The 17,769-nt window shown below is 55.8% G+C and carries 12 protein-coding genes; all 12 read left to right on the top strand.

The annotated features are described in order from the left end of the window. Nucleotides 1-110, top strand: a 110-nt coding sequence (locus P4L78_RS14965; protein WP_309328651.1) for an IS3 family transposase, incomplete at its 5' end; no start/stop codon positions are given. A 45-nt stretch (nt 111-155) separates the two neighbouring features. Continuing rightward, nucleotides 156-2,453, top strand: coding sequence for a type VI secretion system tip protein VgrG (locus tag P4L78_RS14960; RefSeq protein ID WP_309328643.1), 2,298 nt, complete (start codon nt 156-158; stop codon nt 2,451-2,453). Then, complete coding sequence (locus P4L78_RS14955) at nt 2,428-3,366, top strand: DUF4123 domain-containing protein (protein WP_309328642.1); 939 nt, start codon at nt 2,428-2,430, stop codon at nt 3,364-3,366. Before P4L78_RS14960 ends, P4L78_RS14955 begins: the two co-directional genes overlap by 26 nt. 8 nt (nt 3,367-3,374) lie before the next feature. Then, nucleotides 3,375-4,691, top strand: coding sequence for an ankyrin repeat domain-containing protein (locus tag P4L78_RS14950; RefSeq protein WP_283149518.1), 1,317 nt, complete (start codon nt 3,375-3,377; stop codon nt 4,689-4,691). 70 nt (nt 4,692-4,761) lie between these two features. Continuing rightward, entirely contained in the window at nt 4,762-5,625 is an 864-nt protein-coding gene (locus tag P4L78_RS14945) for a DUF3304 domain-containing protein (RefSeq protein WP_283149519.1), read from the top strand. A gap of 13 nt (nt 5,626-5,638) precedes the next feature. Further along, nucleotides 5,639-8,008 carry a DUF2235 domain-containing protein gene (locus P4L78_RS14940; protein WP_309328650.1) on the top strand — a complete coding sequence of 790 codons (2,370 nt, stop codon included), beginning with the start codon at nt 5,639-5,641 and terminating at the stop codon, nt 8,006-8,008. Between the two features lie 43 nt (nt 8,009-8,051). Then, nucleotides 8,052-8,315 (top strand): PAAR domain-containing protein, encoded by a 264-nt coding sequence (locus P4L78_RS14935; protein WP_283149521.1) that lies wholly within the window; start codon nt 8,052-8,054, stop codon nt 8,313-8,315. Further along, a complete protein-coding gene (locus P4L78_RS14930; protein WP_283149522.1) occupies nt 8,315-9,589 on the top strand; it encodes a hypothetical protein in 1,275 nt (424 codons plus the stop codon). The genes P4L78_RS14935 and P4L78_RS14930 overlap by 1 nt, the downstream gene beginning before the upstream one ends. 21 nt (nt 9,590-9,610) lie before the next feature. Then, entirely contained in the window at nt 9,611-13,078 is a 3,468-nt protein-coding gene (locus P4L78_RS14925) for an ImcF-related family protein (RefSeq protein ID WP_309328641.1), read from the top strand. Nucleotides 13,079-13,119: 41 nt separating this feature from the next. After that, the gene (gene tssA, locus P4L78_RS14920) at nt 13,120-14,727 is read left to right on the top strand and encodes a type VI secretion system protein TssA (protein ID WP_309328640.1); all 1,608 of its coding nucleotides are present in this window, start codon (nt 13,120-13,122) and stop codon (nt 14,725-14,727) included. 123 nt (nt 14,728-14,850) lie between these two features. Continuing rightward, on the top strand, nt 14,851-16,632 hold the full coding sequence (gene tssF / locus P4L78_RS14915) for a type VI secretion system baseplate subunit TssF (RefSeq protein WP_309328639.1): 1,782 nt from the start codon (nt 14,851-14,853) through the stop codon (nt 16,630-16,632). Continuing rightward, nucleotides 16,629-17,744 carry a type VI secretion system baseplate subunit TssG gene (tssG, locus tag P4L78_RS14910; protein ID WP_309328638.1) on the top strand — a complete coding sequence of 372 codons (1,116 nt, stop codon included), beginning with the start codon at nt 16,629-16,631 and terminating at the stop codon, nt 17,742-17,744. The genes tssF and tssG overlap by 4 nt, the downstream gene beginning before the upstream one ends. The last annotated feature ends 25 nt before the right edge of the window (nt 17,745-17,769 follow it).

Below are 17,769 nucleotides of genomic sequence, written 5' to 3'. Positions count from 1 at the left end.
CGGATGTGTTCGATTACATCCGGTTTTACAACCATCATCGCCGCCATTCGACGCTGGGGTATCTGACCCCGGCGGAATTCGAGCTGCGTAATTCAGCACTCAGTGCTTAACCCGGTGTCCGTTGAGGCCGGGCCAGACCAACACACCAAGCCTATGTGCTGGATGTTCCTGTAGTTAAGTCCGCGTTATCCGTTAAATCCTTTGAGCTCACAGAATCGTTAGGTAGGCCCTATAAAGCGGTGATCCGCCTCACCAGCCCGGACGAAGCGTTACCGCTGCTCAAGCTGCTGGATCAACCTGCCAGTTTTTCCATAACACCGCTAGACCCGGATAACAGCCTCTCCGCGTTGGCCGCAACCAAGCCAACAAGGCAATGGCATGGCGTTATTACGGGTAGTGCCCGGCTTTCCAGCTCCATTGATGAGACCGTCTACGAGTTCACGCTAGAGCCACGGCTCGCCCGCTTGAAAAACCATGTCGATACGGTGTTACACCAGAACCTGGATTTGCCCGGCGTTATCGAAGCCACGCTGCGTAGCGATGCCGGCTTGATAGGCAATGACTTCGTCTTCCAGCTCACCGGCACTTATCCGGTTAAAGAACACGTCACCCGCTACCGCGAAGATGGGCTGACCTTTATTCGCCGACTGTGTGAAGAATGCGGCTTGTTCTATTTTTTTCGCCAAACCGAAGATCGCGAGATCATCGTTTTTGGTGACGACCAAACGCACTATCAAAAGGCACTGAATATCACCTTGCAGCGTGCCAGTGCCGGCCTTGAAAGCCCTGCTCAAGCCGAGGCAATCCGTTCGCTGAATGTGCATGTCCAGCCGGTTATTGGCACTTTTCAGCGCCAGGATTACAACTATCGCCAATCCGGTGGCCAGTCCTTACGGAGCGAAACCGGCGCCTACCCCGGTCAGCCCGGCTTTGTCGGCAAGGATTACCGCTTTGGCGAACACCAGAAAACGCCCGACGAGGGCAAAACAACCAGCAAATTGCGGTTTGAAGCAGCACAAGCGCAGCAAGTCATCGCCTCTGGCATTGGCAACGTCATCGCTTTTACCCCCGGCCAGGTTTTCCGCCCCGATATGGTGGACCCGGACGCCGAATTTGGCTGGGTAATCGTTTCTGTAGAGCACAAAGCCAACCGTAAAGACGCCTACACCAACGAGTACACTGCCATCCCGGCGGACCGCATATACCGGCTGCCTTCCAAAACTGAAAAACCCAAGATCGCCGGCACCATCCCGGCCCGCGTTACCAGCCCCAGCCGTTATACCAACGCCTATCTGGATGAATCCGGCCGCTATCGCATTTCGTTCAACTTTGACAACAACGAATGGCCCCCGGCCGGCAGCAGCCGCCCGGTTCGCCTGGCCAAACCCTACTCTGGCGACACCTACGGCCTGCACTTTCCGCTAATTGATGGCACAGAAGTACAAGTGGCGTTTGTGGACGGCGATATCGACCGCCCCTACATCGCCCATGCCTTGCACGACCAGACCAAGCCAGACCACGTTACCAACAAGAACAACACCCGCAACATCATTCGCACGCCAAGCAACAACAAGATCCGGCTAGAGGATAAAGACGACCAACAGCACATCAAGGTCAGTACTGAATACGGCAAGAGCCAGCTAAACCTTGGGCATCTGGTGAACGCCGGTCGCGAAAAACGCGGTGACGGCTTTGAACTTCGTACCGATGGCTGGGGTGCTGTCCGGTCCGGCAAGGGGCTGTTTCTAAGTGCCGATGAGCAAGGTCGTGCCGGCGGCAAGCAACTGGACATGCAGCCCGCCCTAGAGCAGTTGCAACGGGCATTGCAACAGGCCCAGGCCCTGTCGGAAGCCAATGGCGTCGCAGAAGCGGACTTGCTGGACGTGTCCACACAGCAAACGCAGATGGATTCGGTGCTGAAAGCGCTGCAGGATGCCGCAATCCTGCTTTCGGCCCCGGCTGGCATTGCCGCAGTCACACCCAAGTCACTCCAGCTCAGTGCGCAGGAAAACCACATCGTTTCTGCGGGCGGCAATGCTGACTTCAGCATTCTGAAGAAATTCACGGTAGCTGCCGGTGAGGCCATCACCCTGTGTGCACACAAGCTGGGCATGAAGCTGATCGCCAACAAGGGCAAGGTCCAGATTCAGGCCCAGTCAGATGAGCTGGAGCTGACTGCAGCCAAGAACCTGCACATCAACAGCACCGAAGAAAACATCATTATCCAGGGCAAGAAAAGCATCACCCTGGTGGATGGTGGCGGTGCCTATATCAAGCTCGCCAACGGTGTCATCACCATCGGCTCGCCCAATCCGATCGACGTCAAAAGCACCATGAACCTCAATGGCTCGGGTCATATGCCGGTGACTTTGCCCACGTTCAAACCCAGTAACGTCTGCTTGCCCTGTCTGCTGGATGCAGCCAAGAGTGGCGGCACGTTCGTTAAAACTTGAATGCGGTCACGTGGAGCACACTATGAATCAGCACGTTCATGTTGATCCTCAGGAAGAAATTTCCAACGAGCTCAGCAGTTATGTCGTGGTGGATGGCGCCCAGCATCCGGAGCAAATCGGATTTCTGGTTACCTACACCTTGGGACTCAAATGGGCTTCCGTTTACGCAGGCACACTCGACGAAAAAGCCCGTGATGCCGACCCAGGCGACGCCAGACTTTTCGTGATGAAGCTTGAAGACCCCGACGCATCGTGGTTAACAACGCTTGTCGAACTGCATCGGCAAGATCCCTGCCTGATACACGTTCGCACCTCAATGGATATCGAGTCACTCGCCGGTCACTTGCAAGGCTTCCTCTATGCCGATCTGGAAGGAGGCCTGCGTTATATGGTCAGGTATTTCGATGCGCGCAACATCGCGGCTGTGCTGAATATCTGGTCGCCAGGGATTCGGGAGGCTTTCCTGTCCCCGCTCGCCGACCTGCATTACCGGCCCCATGAAAGCGAGTGGCAACAAATCGTGGGCTATAACCGGCCGCGCCAGCCGTTCCTGCCCCGAATCACGCTCACACAAGCGCAGGAAGACCAGTTGATAGAGCATGCCCAACCGGCAGACATGCTTTATCGCTTTGCCAAAGGCGGCTTTATCGATGCCCGCCTACCTTACGCACAGCGCCATGCACAACTGGAACGCTATGCGAAACGTGCTCGCGCATGGGGATTCAGCAATACGCGGGACGTTGAAATTTTCTGCAGATATTGCTGCTGCAATGGTGAGGACTTTGACCGGACGCCCGAAACGACGGCCGTCTTGCACAGCCTGCTGGCTGAGCAAACCTCGCTTAAAGCACTTCCTGGTCTGATTGTACTGAACCTGCCTCCTTATCTGGCAATCACTGGATTGTTGGAGTGACATTAGACATGACAAAAAATGAAAAAGAATCTGCCCTTCCCCGTCTGGAAGTAGAAAAGAAGGGGTTTAGCCTGTTTGGCGGCTTGCTTGGTGTCCTCCTTGCTGTATCGGCATGCGCGGTTGTTGCTTTTGCTGCCGTTAACTACATGTCCAGCTCAAATTCACAAACTGCTTGGCTACTCATGTATATAGGCATACCTGCAATGTTTGTTATACCGCCAATTTCAGCGGTAATTGGCTTTATTTTTGGTGGATATTTTTTTTACAAAAGACTTCTTCGTGTTTCTCTGAAAAAGAAATCGTGGATTACCGGTGTCGTTGCCTTCTTCTTTGTCTTGAATTATGGCTATCCATTGCTAATGCATTGGCATTATGAAAATAAAAGCGCAAAAGAAGAAAAAATACTTGAACAAGAAAATCAGCTGAAATCTACTGCAGAAAATAGCATTGAAGAGGCGCTTGAATCTCAAAATCCAGATGAATTGATAAGCCTCCTGGATTCAAATAAAAGTCTAAACATACTCACTATTTTTTGTGACCGGACAGACTACTACAACGATTTTATTGGATACAAATCTCCTGCAGATACGCAGGTGGATCGCGATTTTGAAAAAGAACTTGGAAAAATAAAAACCCTAGAACAGGCATCTGAAATATCCAGTCAAACGATATCTGCCGACATGGTTCTTAAGGCCAAACAGATTATTGTTAATAAATATGCGTTTTGGGGTGACTGGAAACACGTGGATGCTTTGGCTTCTGCGGGAATAACCATCGATGGAGTATGGATAGCCAATAACAGAAAAAATTTGCCGGCAACGTTTGAAGATACTCATTCCTATTGCAAAAGCCATTCCATGACATCCCCTACGGTAATGACGGCTTATTGGGGCTCCTATTTCAGGCAGGAGTCGCGCAATGATTCTGTAAAAAACGCTTTGTTGCATGGGGCTCGCGCAGATGTAGTTGATGATTGGCATCAATCTCTCTTGTTTGAGTGTCCTAGCCAAAAGACAGTCAAGTTATTTATAGGAAAAGGTGGAAATGTCAATCAACAAAATGGAGAAGGATATACGGGATTACATGCGGCAATAGCTTTTCAAAGAGAAAAAGATAAAACCGATATGGAAACGTTGAAGTGCATACAGGCATTGTTGCAGTTTGGCGCAGATCCGGCAATACGCAGTAAAAATGGAAAAACCATATGGAATCTGCTCGAAAAAACCGATCCCCACGATCAGGATCAATCAAGCCGTGAGCAATTTTATGTACAAGTAAAAAAACTGCTGGAGTCAAAAAATCCATCCACGGTGGTTTTGAAATGATTCCCTTCCAAAAGATCATTTCCAGCCTACTGACAAACCGTGTTGCCTCAGCCGTCAAGGAAAGACTGTCATGCGTAACGTTCTGATGATCCTTCTATGCATCCTTGGCCTCACTGCCTGCGACGCCCACTCCGGTTCCGATACGGATGGGGGTGACGCCACCGGAGTCAACTACACCCAGTACCCGGTCAACTGGGTGCAGATCAACAACAGCTATGACGTCCACCTGGGTGAACTGGGTGGCATGAACGGCGTTTACGAAAGTGAAGCGGGCAAACGTTATACCGGCACCGGCGGGGAATGCTGTATCCGCTTCCCCCGAAACTGGACGCCCGGCCTGAAGTTCATCATCCACTGGGAACGGGAACGCTGTGCCATGTATGCCAAGCCCAATAGCTGCGGGGTGAATGTGTACCGGGCAGAAGTGCCGATTCCTGAATATGGCGGTGGTACCTATGATTTGGTCGTGACCTTCCTGCCTGACGATCGGGTGCGCGTTTATGTCAATAGCGAAATTTTTATTGACGACATGAACAAGAAATACGGGGAGAAACACTGGAAAACACCCGGCCTGACCGACAAGGAGGATGGTTTTACCGGTCAGGGCGAACTGGACAAGGCGGCAACGGCGGAGCGGCAAAAAGACTTTGATGCAGCCCAGGCGGCAGATGCCTCGGCTGCAGCTGCGGAAGCCGCTTTGACTCCAGCTCAGCGCAAAGCCAGGGATGAAGCAGATAGCGATAGGGAAGAACGGTGGGACATATCGGATAAAGCAAAGAAGGTCATTAGCAATTGTATGCAGCCACTGCATGAGCGCGGCATTGATCAATCAAAGGCAGAGAAGCTTTGCGAAGCTGCCGCAGCCCAATGCAAAAAATTGATAGGTGCTGGGGCTGACGTTCCGGAAGGCCCTTGCGATATACGCTACTACTGAATAGGTGTTGGTCATGAGCAAATTTAAGCGAATGGAGAAGTTCCCTACGAATACCAATGGAGAAGGCTTCTTTCCTCATGCCAATGGTTTCAAATCCAGCAACCAGAAAGAGCCGAAGGTTTGTGACACCTGCCCGCAGATGATTTTCGTCAATCTGTTTTTTGACGGCACGGCAAACCATCGCAGCTTTGATCGGCGAGGTGGCTCGTATACCAATGTGGCTCGGTTGTTCGAGGCCAGTGAGGGGTTGTCTCCAGGCGCAGCTCTGGCTGAACAAAATGCAAGTGCGGCGCTGACAGGTGAGGAACGCCGCTACAAGTTCTATCTGCAGGGGGTAGGCACGCAGTTTCGGGAGCTGGGAGAAGACGCGTACTCCACCCTGGGCAAGGGCACTGCGGTGGGCTTTGGCATGCGGGTGGGCTGGGCGTACACCCGGGTGCTCAATGCGGTCTATCACGCCATTACCCGCAGTACCAACCCGTTGTTCAGCAATGATGAGGCCAGAACTGCGGCCACCTGGTGGGATGTGCAGCGCACCGGCATGTCGGTACGCCGGGCCTTGAGTGGCCCGCTCTTGATTGCCTATGACTATGCGGCAGGCCGTAACCTGATTGCAGACAAGCTGGCCAAGCTGGCCAAGACCCAGCAGCAAGCGCCCAAAAACAAGCAGGTTGGCAAGGTGTGGATCAGCGCGTTTGGTTTTTCCCGCGGGGCGGCTGGGGCTCGGGTATTTGTGTCACAGCTGATGAAAGAGTGGGGCACAAGCCAGAAACTTGCCGGAGTGATCGACTATGAGGTGAGTTTTCTGGGCATTTTTGACACCGTTGCGTCGGTTGGCGGGGTAGATGGTCTGCGCACGGTACTGGGTGCAGAAGGGTTCGATGGTCATTGGGCGTGGTGCAACAAGGGGGCTCTGAATGTACCGCCAAATGTCCCTTGTCTGCATATGGTGGCGATCAATGAGCAACGCCGCAGTTTTCCGCTCGATACCATCCGTATGGGCAAGGAATATGCCGCCAAGCATCAGGAAATTGGCTGCCCCGGTGTGCACTCGGATGTCGGCGGCGGGTATCCGCCCGGTGACCAGGGCAAAGCCCGCAAATCCCTACTTTCAACTGGCGCGCCGAACTCTCCCCTGGGGAGGAACCTGAGTCTGAAGATGGGGCAGATCCCCTTGCATTACATGTATAAAGCCGCGCTGGAGGCGGGCGTGCCGTTGCGCCTTAAAGAACAGATGTCCGCCGAATTGCAGGCGGACTTCCGGGTGGACGAGAACCTGGTAAAAGCAGTAAACGACTGGATTAGTCAGACCCCTGACTTTTCAGATATTGAAGCTGCCCTGACATATGGCTTCAAACAAAGCATGGCCTGGCACACCTTGCGGGCACAGAAGTCTGATTACATCACCGGGAAGGATTTTTACAAAAACGCACCGGAATCTGGTGCTCAGCGACCCGTGCTCCAGAAACAGTACGAGGACAAAATCCGGTCGCTGGAAAAGCAGCAGGTGAAGCTGAGTCAACAGGCCCAGAATCAGATGGGTGGCGTGTTTGTGGACCAAAGCACTCAAAGTGGCAAAGAGATCTGGGCACAACGTTCACAAACCCGGGCAGAACTGGACAAGCTGACCAATCTCCTGCAAACCCCCGACGGGCGCGCCAAAGTGATGGACGGTGTCGCAGGAAAGCCCGAAGGCAGCATGCCCCCTGGCGGGGACGTCGGCGATATCCTTCCCCAGGATAAAAAGGATCTGCTTGAGGGCAACGAAGAATTCCAGCTGTTGCTTGGCTATCTGTATCCCGAACAGCAGCCGGGTTTGGGCGTCATCCACTCCACTACGACGGAGACAATCAGGGTAGATCTGACCCCCACGAAAATGGCCCAGACCATTGAAAGATGGAGCATCCGGCATGCTGATCCACTTCACCCCGACAACGTGCCCCCTGCCAGTGCCAAGTTACTGATCATGACGCAATCCGGCCTCGAAGCAATGGCATTAGACGGCATCGTGATGCCGGAGCCAGACTTTGTGCCGTTTTTGAAAGAGTGCACCAGCAAAACAGCATGGCAGGCCATGAAGGCGAACGAAGCCGCGTGCACGCTCTTCGATGATTACATGCATGACTCACGTGCATGGTTCCGTACCCCCACTTTCCACGAACCCACCCCGGGCGGCTACGGCTGGCCACGTGCGTTCTATATCGGCAGCGATACCCGGGTGGAATATCTTGGCCGTAAAGTGGCAAGCGGCCAAGCCACACAAGTGTCCCGCAAGATCGTCATGCCACCTTCCCCGCCAAAACCACCACCCGCTCCACCCACTGCAGATATTTATACCCCTCCAGTTGTTGATATGAATGCTTTATTCAACGCTAGATGGTAGCTGTTGGTGCGACCATTTTTTATCCAACTTCAAGGAGGAAGCAATGCAATACGTAATCTGCGTCGGTGATGGCACCAGCCACGGCGGTAAAGTGCTGAATGGCTCAAACCGGATGAGCATCGATGGTCGTCCGGTGGCCCGCAAGGGCGACATGGTGTCCTGCCCCAAAGAGGGCCACGGCACCAATCCGATTATTGAGGGTTCTCCTACGCTGACTGATGACGGTGTGCCGGTGGCATTGCACGGCCATAAAACGGCCTGCGGCTGCACGTTGATTGCCAGCGGGACAGGGGCCGGGGTGCACTGATGGCGTTTGATGTCCGGCAGATCAAGCCCGAATACACCATCCCCGCCATCAAGCCCGCGTGGGTGTGGTATGTCGTGCTGTTTTTGCTTATTGTCGGTGGCGGTGCGGCGCTGGCCATTTACCTGTGGCCCAAAGGCGAACCAACCCAAACCGACTGGTTCTGGACCCGGGTGGTGGTGTTCCCGGTCATGGCGTGGCTTGCCCTGGTGCTGCTGGATCTGGGCGTACAACAAAATGCTCAAGACAAGGCGCGGGACCGCAATCGTGCCCGCCAACAGAAACTAGCAACGACCTGTGCTGAAGGTGGCCGTTCGTTGCCAGTGCTGGCTAGCGCGTTTGTGTTCTCCTGCCAGCCGGAGGAGAACACTGCTGCGGCAGTGGTTGGACGGACATTGCGCCTGGTACCAAGGCAGCGTGTTCCCGAAGACCGCGCCGAGATCAAAGCCCGCTGGCTGGAACACCCGGAGCGGGTCTACCCCGGTCGAGATGCCGAGGCGGATATCGCCCGGCAAAAAGACCTGCTCAGTTGGGTGTTCGCACATCTGATCCAGCCTGTGGCAGGTGCAGTCGAGCAACTGCCGGCGCATATTCCGTTGCACATCACGTTGGCCACCTCTCCCGTTTTTGAAACAGCGTGGGTCGAGGCAGAGTGGCAAAAAGCCTGGCAAGCGCAGGGGCTGCGCGATACCGCCAAACCGGTGATTGAACCGAAACCGCCAGAACTGGCAGAGGTTGACCTGTGGCTGGACGGCAAAGGCCAGCTTGCCACGGATGGCGCCACATTGTTGTGCGTGGTGCAGCTCAATGCACTGCTGGACGCCGCCCCCGCTGAAGGCTCGGCAGAAGCCGGGGTCGCTGTATTGTTGCTGCCCTTTGCCATGGCGCAGACACACCAGGTTGTGCCCATGGCCTATCTGCACCGGCCCGAAACACCGTCCGAGGCCGATCTGTCGCATGGGCTGTACCAGACCTTGCTGTGGGGCCACGCCAAAGGTGCAGATATCGCGAGCCAGTGGCTCACCGGCGGTGCTCAGTCGCCCCTGCAGCGTGCACTGGTCAGCAGCTTCGAAGATCAAAAAGTTGAAATCATGAATACGCCCGAACTGGCGGGTCAGCACGATATTGATCAAGCGGTGGGCCAAAGCGGTATCGCTTCGCAATGGCTGGCAGTTGCCCTTGCAGCTGACCATGCCGGCAGCACCACCCGCAAACAGTTACTCAGCCTTTCCACTCCAGACCATATGACGCTGGCCATTGTCGCGCCGCACGCCTGATCTTTACGGATTCCCTGCCTTATGTTTAACCGTATCAACTTCCGTCTTGCCGCACTGCTTGTGGTCTTTGCAAGTATCTCCCTCTACGTTCTGAACAAAGGTGCCGGATTGGGTCTGGCCACACCGGAACAACGCTGGCTTGCCGTAGCTGGTATCGCGCTGCTGTACTTGTTGAGCCTGGTGATCTGGTTAGCCTTCGTCCGGCGCAAGAAAGAAAAAGAGGCGGACAAGGACGTGGGCAGTGCTGCGGTGGTGACCATCAACAAGACACCTGCCCCCGAGGTTAAAACGCCGTTCGACCTTTTGCATGATGACCAAAAAAGCCGCTATGGCTGGTTCGAACGCCGTTTCAAGCCATGGCTGCTGGTCACCGGCGCAGAGTCGCTGGTCAGGCCCCATTTCCCGGGTCTGCTTGATCAGAAGTGGCTGGATACACCACGGGCTGTGCTGGTGTGGGCAGGTGACGGTGTTACCGCCCCTGCCAAAGGCTGGCGCTACTTGCGTGGGCGCTTGCGTAAACCTGCTGACGGAGTCGTACTGGTAACCGATGGAGCATCGCAGCAAGGCTCTGTCCTGGCCAATCTGACCCGCGACTGCGGCTACGCCTTACCAGTCCAGCTCGTGCTGTCGCCCGCAGTACCCGGCGAACGCGGAGAGGAAAGTCCAGCTATATTGCTCCAAACACATCACAAAGTGGCAAATGACACAGGTCAGATCAGTGCAGCTCTACAGCAATTGGTGGATCCGCTCTCGCAAACCGGCCTTTGGGCTTTGCTCAAAAATCGGAAGGCATATTTCGACGCCGGATTGTCCGCTTTTCTGGAGCAACGTCACGACACATTAGGCAAATGGATTGGCCAGTTGGCCAGAAACCTGCAGCGACGGCAGGTGCTGGCAGGTATATGGTTCACACCTGCCCCAGCTTTGGTCAGTGACCCGCAAGCCTTGACTGGGGCCGATGATGCCGCCCATGTGGAGCTGGCCCAAGTGGCAGGTGATAACATCACCTTGCCAGGCCCATGGCTGCAGACCTTCCGCCGCGCCCGCAAACCCAAACTGCATTTCAGCGGCTTTGACTGGTTCTGGAGTGTGCTCGCTGTTTGTGTAGGGCTGTGGTGTGCCGGTACCGTGGTGTCGTACCTGCAAAATCGAGCCTTGGCGGAGGAAATCCGCGCTGACATCGCAACGCTGCAATCCGCCCCAAAACTGAAGCAGGCCTTCCCTGCCCTGTTGGCGGTACAGAACGACATGGCGTTGCTAGAGGCGCGGGAGAAAAACGGCGCGCCATGGACTACCCGTTTCGGGCTAAACCATAACGCTGAGCTGCTGGCAGCCACGTGGCAACCTTATGGGCTCGCCGCCAACAAATGGCTAATGCGGCCGGTGCAGACACAACTGGCCTCGCACCTTAAAGTACTCAATGCCGTGCCGCTAGATGGCATGGATGCGGCCAGAAATGATGACGAAAATGAAGGTACCGGTAACAACACAAACTCGGGTGCGACATCCCGGGACGCCATCGGCCAGATGGGGTATGACACCCTTAAAACCTGGTTGATGTTGTCACAACCCAAACACACCGATGCTCCGTTCCTGGCTCCGCGTCTGGCGCAAACCGGCAAAGCCGTATGGCCGTCACTCAGTGTGGATGGTGTTGAACAGGTAACAAAGTTCTACGCTAACCACCTTGCCGACCACCCGGAATGGAAGCTGGCCGAAAATGATGACGTGCTGTTTGCCGCTCGGCAGACGCTTTCCGGCTTGATCGACCTCAAGCAGGCAGACGACACGCTGTATGGCCAATTGCTCGACAATACAAAATCCCGCTATCCCGATCCGACCATGGGTATGTTACTGGGAGGACGGGATTCCCGCGGGCTGTGGTCCGTGCAGGGGCGCTTGCCGGGTACGTTCACCCGTCAGGCTTATGAAGGCTACGTGCGTGATGCCATCGCGCAGATGTCCAGGCAGGCGGTCACCAATGGCGATTGGGTACTGGGCCAGCAGTCCACCCCAAACGCGGTCAAACCGGAAGACTTGCAGGCCAGCCTGACCAAACGGTATTTCACGGACTTCGGTTACGCTTGGCAGAACTTCCTCAACCGGCTGAACTGGGTGCCAGAGGCCAATTTGTCTGGTACAGCAGAACAATTGCGTGTTTATGCCGATGCCCAGCAATCGCCGCTTTCGGCTTTGATGAAAACCATTGCCTGGCAAGCCCAGGCGGGTGCCCAGCAACACAGCTTGGCCGATTCACTGGTGGAAAAAGCCCAGAACGTGTTCAAGGGTAAGGATGGGTATCCGGCAACTACCGCTACTCCGCAGGACAGCCCAAAATCCGGCGCCCCGCTCGCCGAGGCTTTCGGCCCGCTGTTACGGCTGGTTGACAATGCGGATGGGAGTAGCAATGCCGCCAGCGGGGCTGCCTCAGGCGGCGCCAGTGCCGATACCACGCTTAGTTTGCAACGTTATCTGGATCGCGTCAGCGTTACCCGCCTCAAGCTGGATCAAGTCAATGCCGCAGCAGACCCGGATGCATTTGCCCTGCAACTGGCTCAGTCGCTGTTCCAGGGGCAGGCGAATGATCTGGTCGATGCGCGCAATTATGCCGAACTGGTGGCCGCCAGCTTGGGCAGCGGTTATGCGGGTATGGGCCAGAATCTGTTCCTCAAGCCGTTCGATCAGTCCTGGCGCACGCTCATGCAACCGGCTTCGGCCAGCCTGAACAGCCTGTGGACCACCAGCGTCTGGCTGCCTTTCAACAGTGCGGTGGGTGGACGCTTTCCGTTCAACAATACCGACAACGAAGTCGGTCTGCCGGAGCTGGCCAGGTTCATTTCGCCGCAAGGGATTGTCCCTCAATTTGCCAAGACCCAGCTCGGTGGCATCCTGGTGTTGCAGGGCGATCAGTGGGTGCCCAATCCGCGCTATGCCCAATCGCTCAAGTTTGATACCGAGTTTCTTAACGGGCTTAACCAGCTGTCGCGTCTGGCCAGCCGCATGTATGCCGAAGGCGATACCCGCTACCGTTTCGACATCATGGCCATGGGCCATCCAAAACTCATAGACAGTGTGTTGTCCATCGACGGCCAGTCGCTGGATTACTTCAATCAGAAACAGCAGTGGGAACACTTCACCTGGCCTGGTACGCCAGAAAAAGCGGGAGCCCACCTGACCTGGAGTACGTTGCAAGCCGGCCTGCAGAAAAAAGAGGATTTCAACAGCGTATGGGGCTTTGTGCGGCTGTTGGCCAAAGCCAAAGTTGAACAAATTGATCGGGCCAGCTACCGGGTTGAGTGGACGCTGGATGACGATATCCGCCTGCGTTACGCAGTGCGCACTCAGGCTGGAGCCGGGCCGCTGGAATTGTTGCAGCTTAAGGGGTTCAAGTTGCCAGAGCGGGTATTTGTGACGGGACGAGAAATCGCCGCCCCCAAACCGGAGAGCGCGCCAACGGGGATCAAGAGCCCCGCAGCGAAACCGTCCTGATGCCCATTACTCCTGATTCTGAGTTAACCCAAAGAGACCGTATGTCCCTGCCCTCGTTTCTCAAAAAACTGTTTGGTCAGTCCGAACCCGCAGACCTGGCGCGTAACCGGCTGGCTACGTGGCAAGATTGGTTGAGCCCTATTCCTGGGGCATCCGAGGTCGGAGACGACCCAGGTTACGACGATGACTTTCTTGCGCTGCGCGAAGAGGTGGCCAAGCTGGGCGGTCTGGATGATGCGCTGATCCTGAACACCAGTGAGGCGCTGCTGCGCAATCATTGCAAAGACTTGCGTCCTGCCGGGTATTACGCGTTTTCTCGTCTGCGCACGGACGGCGCTGCGGGCCTGGCCGATGGTCTGGAGCTCATTGCCGCCCTGCTGGTCCGCTACCCGGAAACCATCCTTCCCCATCGCCCGGAAAGCCGTAAAGCGGCGCTGGAATGGCTCAATGGCGAGCGATTCCAGGTTTTTCTGGAGCGTAGTAGCGGTGCTCGTACCGATCTGGAACGCGCCTGTTCGGCGCTGGCCCTGATTGAACAGTTGGTAGGAGAGTGGGATGCCGCCTTCCGGCCTTCTGTTCAACCTCTCATTCATCGCTTCGAAGCGTTGATCGAAGCCAATGACGCCAGCGAGCAACCCGGCTCAAGCAACCGCTTGGGTACTGCAAATAGCCTGGAGCAGACCTCTGGTACGTCCACTTTGGTGCCCACGCGTGGTGAAATAGCCTCAGCGCGTGAACTGCTGGATCGGGCACGGGAAATGGCGGTGCATTTGCGACGCCAGGCTGCCGGTTACCTGCCGGCGTACCGGCTGTTGCGTTGCATCCGCTGGGATACCGTAACCAACGCGCCGCCGCATGATCCCCAAGGCAAAACCCGCCTTCCGCCGCCGCGCAGCGAGTTGCACCAACACTTGAAACGTCTGGTTTTACAACAGCAATGGCACGAACTACTGGAACGTGTCGAACTGGCGTTTGCCGAAGGTGCGAATCACTTCTGGCTGGATTTGCAATACTACGCTTGGCAAGCCCAGGGCCAGGCAGGGCCTGAATATCTGGCCTGCCGCGACATGTTATTGACCGACTTTGCACAAATGCTGGATCGGCTGACTGGTCTGGAGCGACTTTGTTTCAGCGACGGCACGCCATTTGCACAAGATGCCACTCTGGAGTGGATCGCCACCCATGCCGTGATCCGTAACCTGGATGCGGGCGAAACCGTACTTGCCCCAACGCCGAGCGGTGGCGATGTCGACTGGCAGGAAACCGAGCGGCAAGCGATAGAACTGGCAGCCAGTGCGGGTCTGGAAAATGCCTTTCAATGGCTACGCGATTTACCCGTCATACCGGGCGAACGTAACCGGCTCATGCGTCAGTTGTTGCTGGCCAGCCTGGCCGAAAACCATGGTCGTGCGGATATGGCAATGCACCTGCTGGTCACACTGGATCGGGATATCGACGTTTACCAGCTAGGCCGCTGGGAGCCTGGCCTGGCCTTCGAAATCAAGGTGCGTCAGTTACGCCTGTTGCGGCAGCGATATCAACGCAAGGATGTAGACAAAATCACTCTTGCGAGCCGTATGGATGGTCTAGTTGAAAGTATGACCGCGCTGGACCCATTGCGCACATTAGCTTTGAGTGCGCCTTCATGAATGGACACTTTATCCCGTTCCTTCTCCATCCCGGATGCTTCTTGCTCTTCCCTGTGATGGCATCAGAAATGAACACCTCTAGACACTTTCAACAACCTACACCGCTGGAGCACAGGGTTTTTTATGGATGACCAGGTTCTCAAATATTACGAAGCAGAAATGCGCTATCTGCGAGAGGCCGGTAAAGAATTTGCCCAAGCCCATCCCGATCGCGCAGCGTTGTTGAATCTTGATCGGGTTGGCGATCGCGACCCTTATGTTGAAAGACTGTTTGAGGGGTTTGCCTTTCTCACCGGTCGTTTGCGGCAAAAACTGGACGACGATCTGCCCGAGCTAACGGAAGGATTGATGAGTCTGCTCTGGCCTCACTACCTGCGCATGATTCCGTCGCTTACCATCGTCGAACTCACGCCGCAAATGGACGCACTACAGCATGCCGAAGCCGTTCCTGCCGGGCTGGTACTGCGCAGCAGCCCGATTGGCCCCGAACAAGCTCGCTGCTTGTATCGCACGACACAGGCGGTGCCGCTATTACCGCTACGGCTGGTCGAGGCCTCTGCGCCTGTTCGTAACGATGGCCGCTCTGCGATCCGCTTGCGTTTTCATATCGAAACCCAAGTCAAACGCCAGCAACTGGATTTTTCACAGATCCGGCTGTTTATCAATGCAGATACACCCGTCGCCTCGGCTTTGCATCTAGCACTGACTCGGCAAGTGTTGCAGATTGAAGTACGCACACCCAGTGGTGAAACCAGTGCGCCAACGTTAGTGCCCGCAGCGAAGCTGCATTTTGACCAGGTTGGTTTTTCTGCAACAGATCGGCTCTGGCCCAAAGCGGACAATGCTTTCGGTGGTTATCAAATGCTGCTGGAATACTTCACGTTCCGCGATAAATTCATGTTTGTGGATCTATGCGGGCTGGATATCAACGCCCTGCCCGAAACCACGCCATGGTTTGAAATCGACGTAGTGTTGGACCAGCGCTATCCCGCTGACATGCCGTTTTCCGCCGACAACGTCCGGCTGCATTGTTCGCCCGCAATCAACTTGTTTAACCTGGAGGCAGAACCAATCCGGGTCGACCATCTGGAGCCGGAATATCGGGTTGTACCGATGCTGCATCAAGGCATGCAGGTGGAGGCTTATTCGGTGGATGAAGTCGTGGCGTTTGAGCACGGCAATAGCAGTCGCCACCAATATTTACCCTTCTCTACCTTCCGGCATCGCGGCGGCATGCTGCGTCACGACGCGCCAGAACGTTACTTCCATACCCGCATGCGGCGCGGTGCTTCAGGGCTGTTTGAGACGTGGCTGGTACTCGGTGGCCATGCATGGGCAGACCGCGATGATTTACCGCTGGAAACCCTTTCGTTACGGGTGACTGGCACAAACGGTTTGTTGCCGCGCAAAGGTCTGCGCGAGGCGCAGATTCTGGAGATGATTGCCGGGTATCCGTGTGTGGCCAACGTCAAAAATGTGACTGCGCCGACGCTACCGGTCTATCCGCCAATGGAAGATCGCTTTCATTGGCGCGTGTTATCGCACCTGTCACCCAACTATCTGTCACTGATGGATGCCGAGGTGTTGCGCGGCACCCTGGCGTTGTACGACTGGACCGAAGATGAGCTGAATCAGCGGCGCTTGCAGGGCATTCAGCAGGTTTCCCATCGTCCGCTGTCGCGAATGGAACAAGGCTGCGTGATGCGCGGGGTGGAGATTTCCGTCACGCTCGATAGCCAGCGCTTTGCAGGCGATGGCGATATTTTTCTGTTTGGCGAGTTGCTGCATCGCTTCTTCACCGCCTATGCCGACATGAATCTGTTTACCCAATTGGTTGTGATTGTGCAGCCAATCGGGCGCAAGCTGAATTGGCAGGCCAGCAAATCCACTCAGGCGACACTATGAGCCAGCCCGCAGCGCCCCCCTCAGAAGCACCACTTGCTGGACCCGCCTTCAATCGGGAGCAGATCAACGCCGGCAAAGGCTTGATGCGGGATATTTTCCGGCGAGCCCCTCAGTTCAATTTCTATCAGTTCTGCGCGTTACTCGATGCCACCAGGCCTGACGTCCCGGGTTTAGCTACGCAAAATTCGCCAGCACAAGAGCCCGTTCGCTTTCGGCCCATTGCGTCGCTGGGTTTTCCTGGTGGCGAACTGGCGCGAGTGGAACTAGACACAGAAGACGAAAACCTTCCCCCTACCATCCGTACCACGTTTCTGGGGCTGTACGGCGTTGATGCGCGCATGCCGTGGCATGTGCTCGATGACATTGCCACGCGCCGGGATGGCCATGAGCCGCTTGCAGCGTTTCTGGATATTTTCAATCATCGCATCGTCACGCTGTATTACCGCATCTGGCAGAAATATCGCTATCCGGTCACTTTCCGGGCGGGTGCGACAGACCGGGTGTCCCAATCCTTGTTATGTCTCGCCGGGTTGGGTATTGGCAATGTCGCGCAGCGCACGCAGTTGCCCACTGCCCGTTTCATGGCGTTGCTGGGGTTGGGCGGTCAGCGCACCCGCCCGGCCGAAGGTCTGGTGGCGGTCATCAAGCTGCTTCTGCCGCAGGCAAGTATTAAGGTTGAGGAGTTTTTCCCGGTATTGCGACACCTGGAAAATCCGGCGGCACTTGGGCAACAGCCCGTGGCATTGAGAGCCGGTTCGCTGGTGTTGGGGCAAACGGTGATGGATCGGAACAGCACGGTGCGAGTGATCATCTCCCTCCCGGCCAGCGAGCGATTGCGGGCGCTCTTGCCCGGTGGTCGGGATCATCACGATTTACTACAGATGCTCAAGATCTACCTGGGTTACAAGCTGGACGCCGAATTGACCCTGCGTATCTCGCGTGAACAACTGCCCCCGTTGCAGCTTGGTAGCAGCCCCGCGTTCCTGGGGTTGACCAGCCTGCTGGGTGGCGAAAACCAGAATACGCCGGTTGATATCCGCCTTGGTCGTTATTGCGGTCTGGAACTGGAACAGGCGCATGACAGCCCTGCCCGCGCATCAGCAATTCACTGATCCGGTCAGATTTCATCCATTTTTC

Origin of the sequence: Silvimonas sp. (assembly GCF_031291215.1) — a bacterium.
In the GTDB taxonomy this organism is placed as follows: domain Bacteria; phylum Pseudomonadota; class Gammaproteobacteria; order Burkholderiales; family Chitinibacteraceae; genus Silvimonas; species Silvimonas soli.
This window is presented reverse-complemented; position numbering and strand designations above follow the sequence as displayed.

Bases quoted from the DNA above. Each gene is read 5' to 3' on its own strand.
- P4L78_RS14950 (WP_283149518.1), top strand. From the start codon at position 3,375: ATGACAAAAAATGAAAAAGAATCTGCCCTTCCCCGTCTGGAAGTAGAA.
- P4L78_RS14945 (WP_283149519.1), top strand. From the start codon at position 4,762: ATGCGTAACGTTCTGATGATCCTTCTATGCATCCTTGGCCTCACTGCC.
- P4L78_RS14940 (WP_309328650.1), top strand. From the start codon at position 5,639: ATGAGCAAATTTAAGCGAATGGAGAAGTTCCCTACGAATACCAATGGA.
- P4L78_RS14935 (WP_283149521.1), top strand. From the start codon at position 8,052: ATGCAATACGTAATCTGCGTCGGTGATGGCACCAGCCACGGCGGTAAA.
- P4L78_RS14930 (WP_283149522.1), top strand. From the start codon at position 8,315: ATGGCGTTTGATGTCCGGCAGATCAAGCCCGAATACACCATCCCCGCC.
- P4L78_RS14925 (WP_309328641.1), top strand. From the start codon at position 9,611: ATGTTTAACCGTATCAACTTCCGTCTTGCCGCACTGCTTGTGGTCTTT.
- tssA (WP_309328640.1), top strand. From the start codon at position 13,120: ATGTCCCTGCCCTCGTTTCTCAAAAAACTGTTTGGTCAGTCCGAACCC.
- tssF (WP_309328639.1), top strand. From the start codon at position 14,851: ATGGATGACCAGGTTCTCAAATATTACGAAGCAGAAATGCGCTATCTG.
- tssG (WP_309328638.1), top strand. From the start codon at position 16,629: ATGAGCCAGCCCGCAGCGCCCCCCTCAGAAGCACCACTTGCTGGACCC.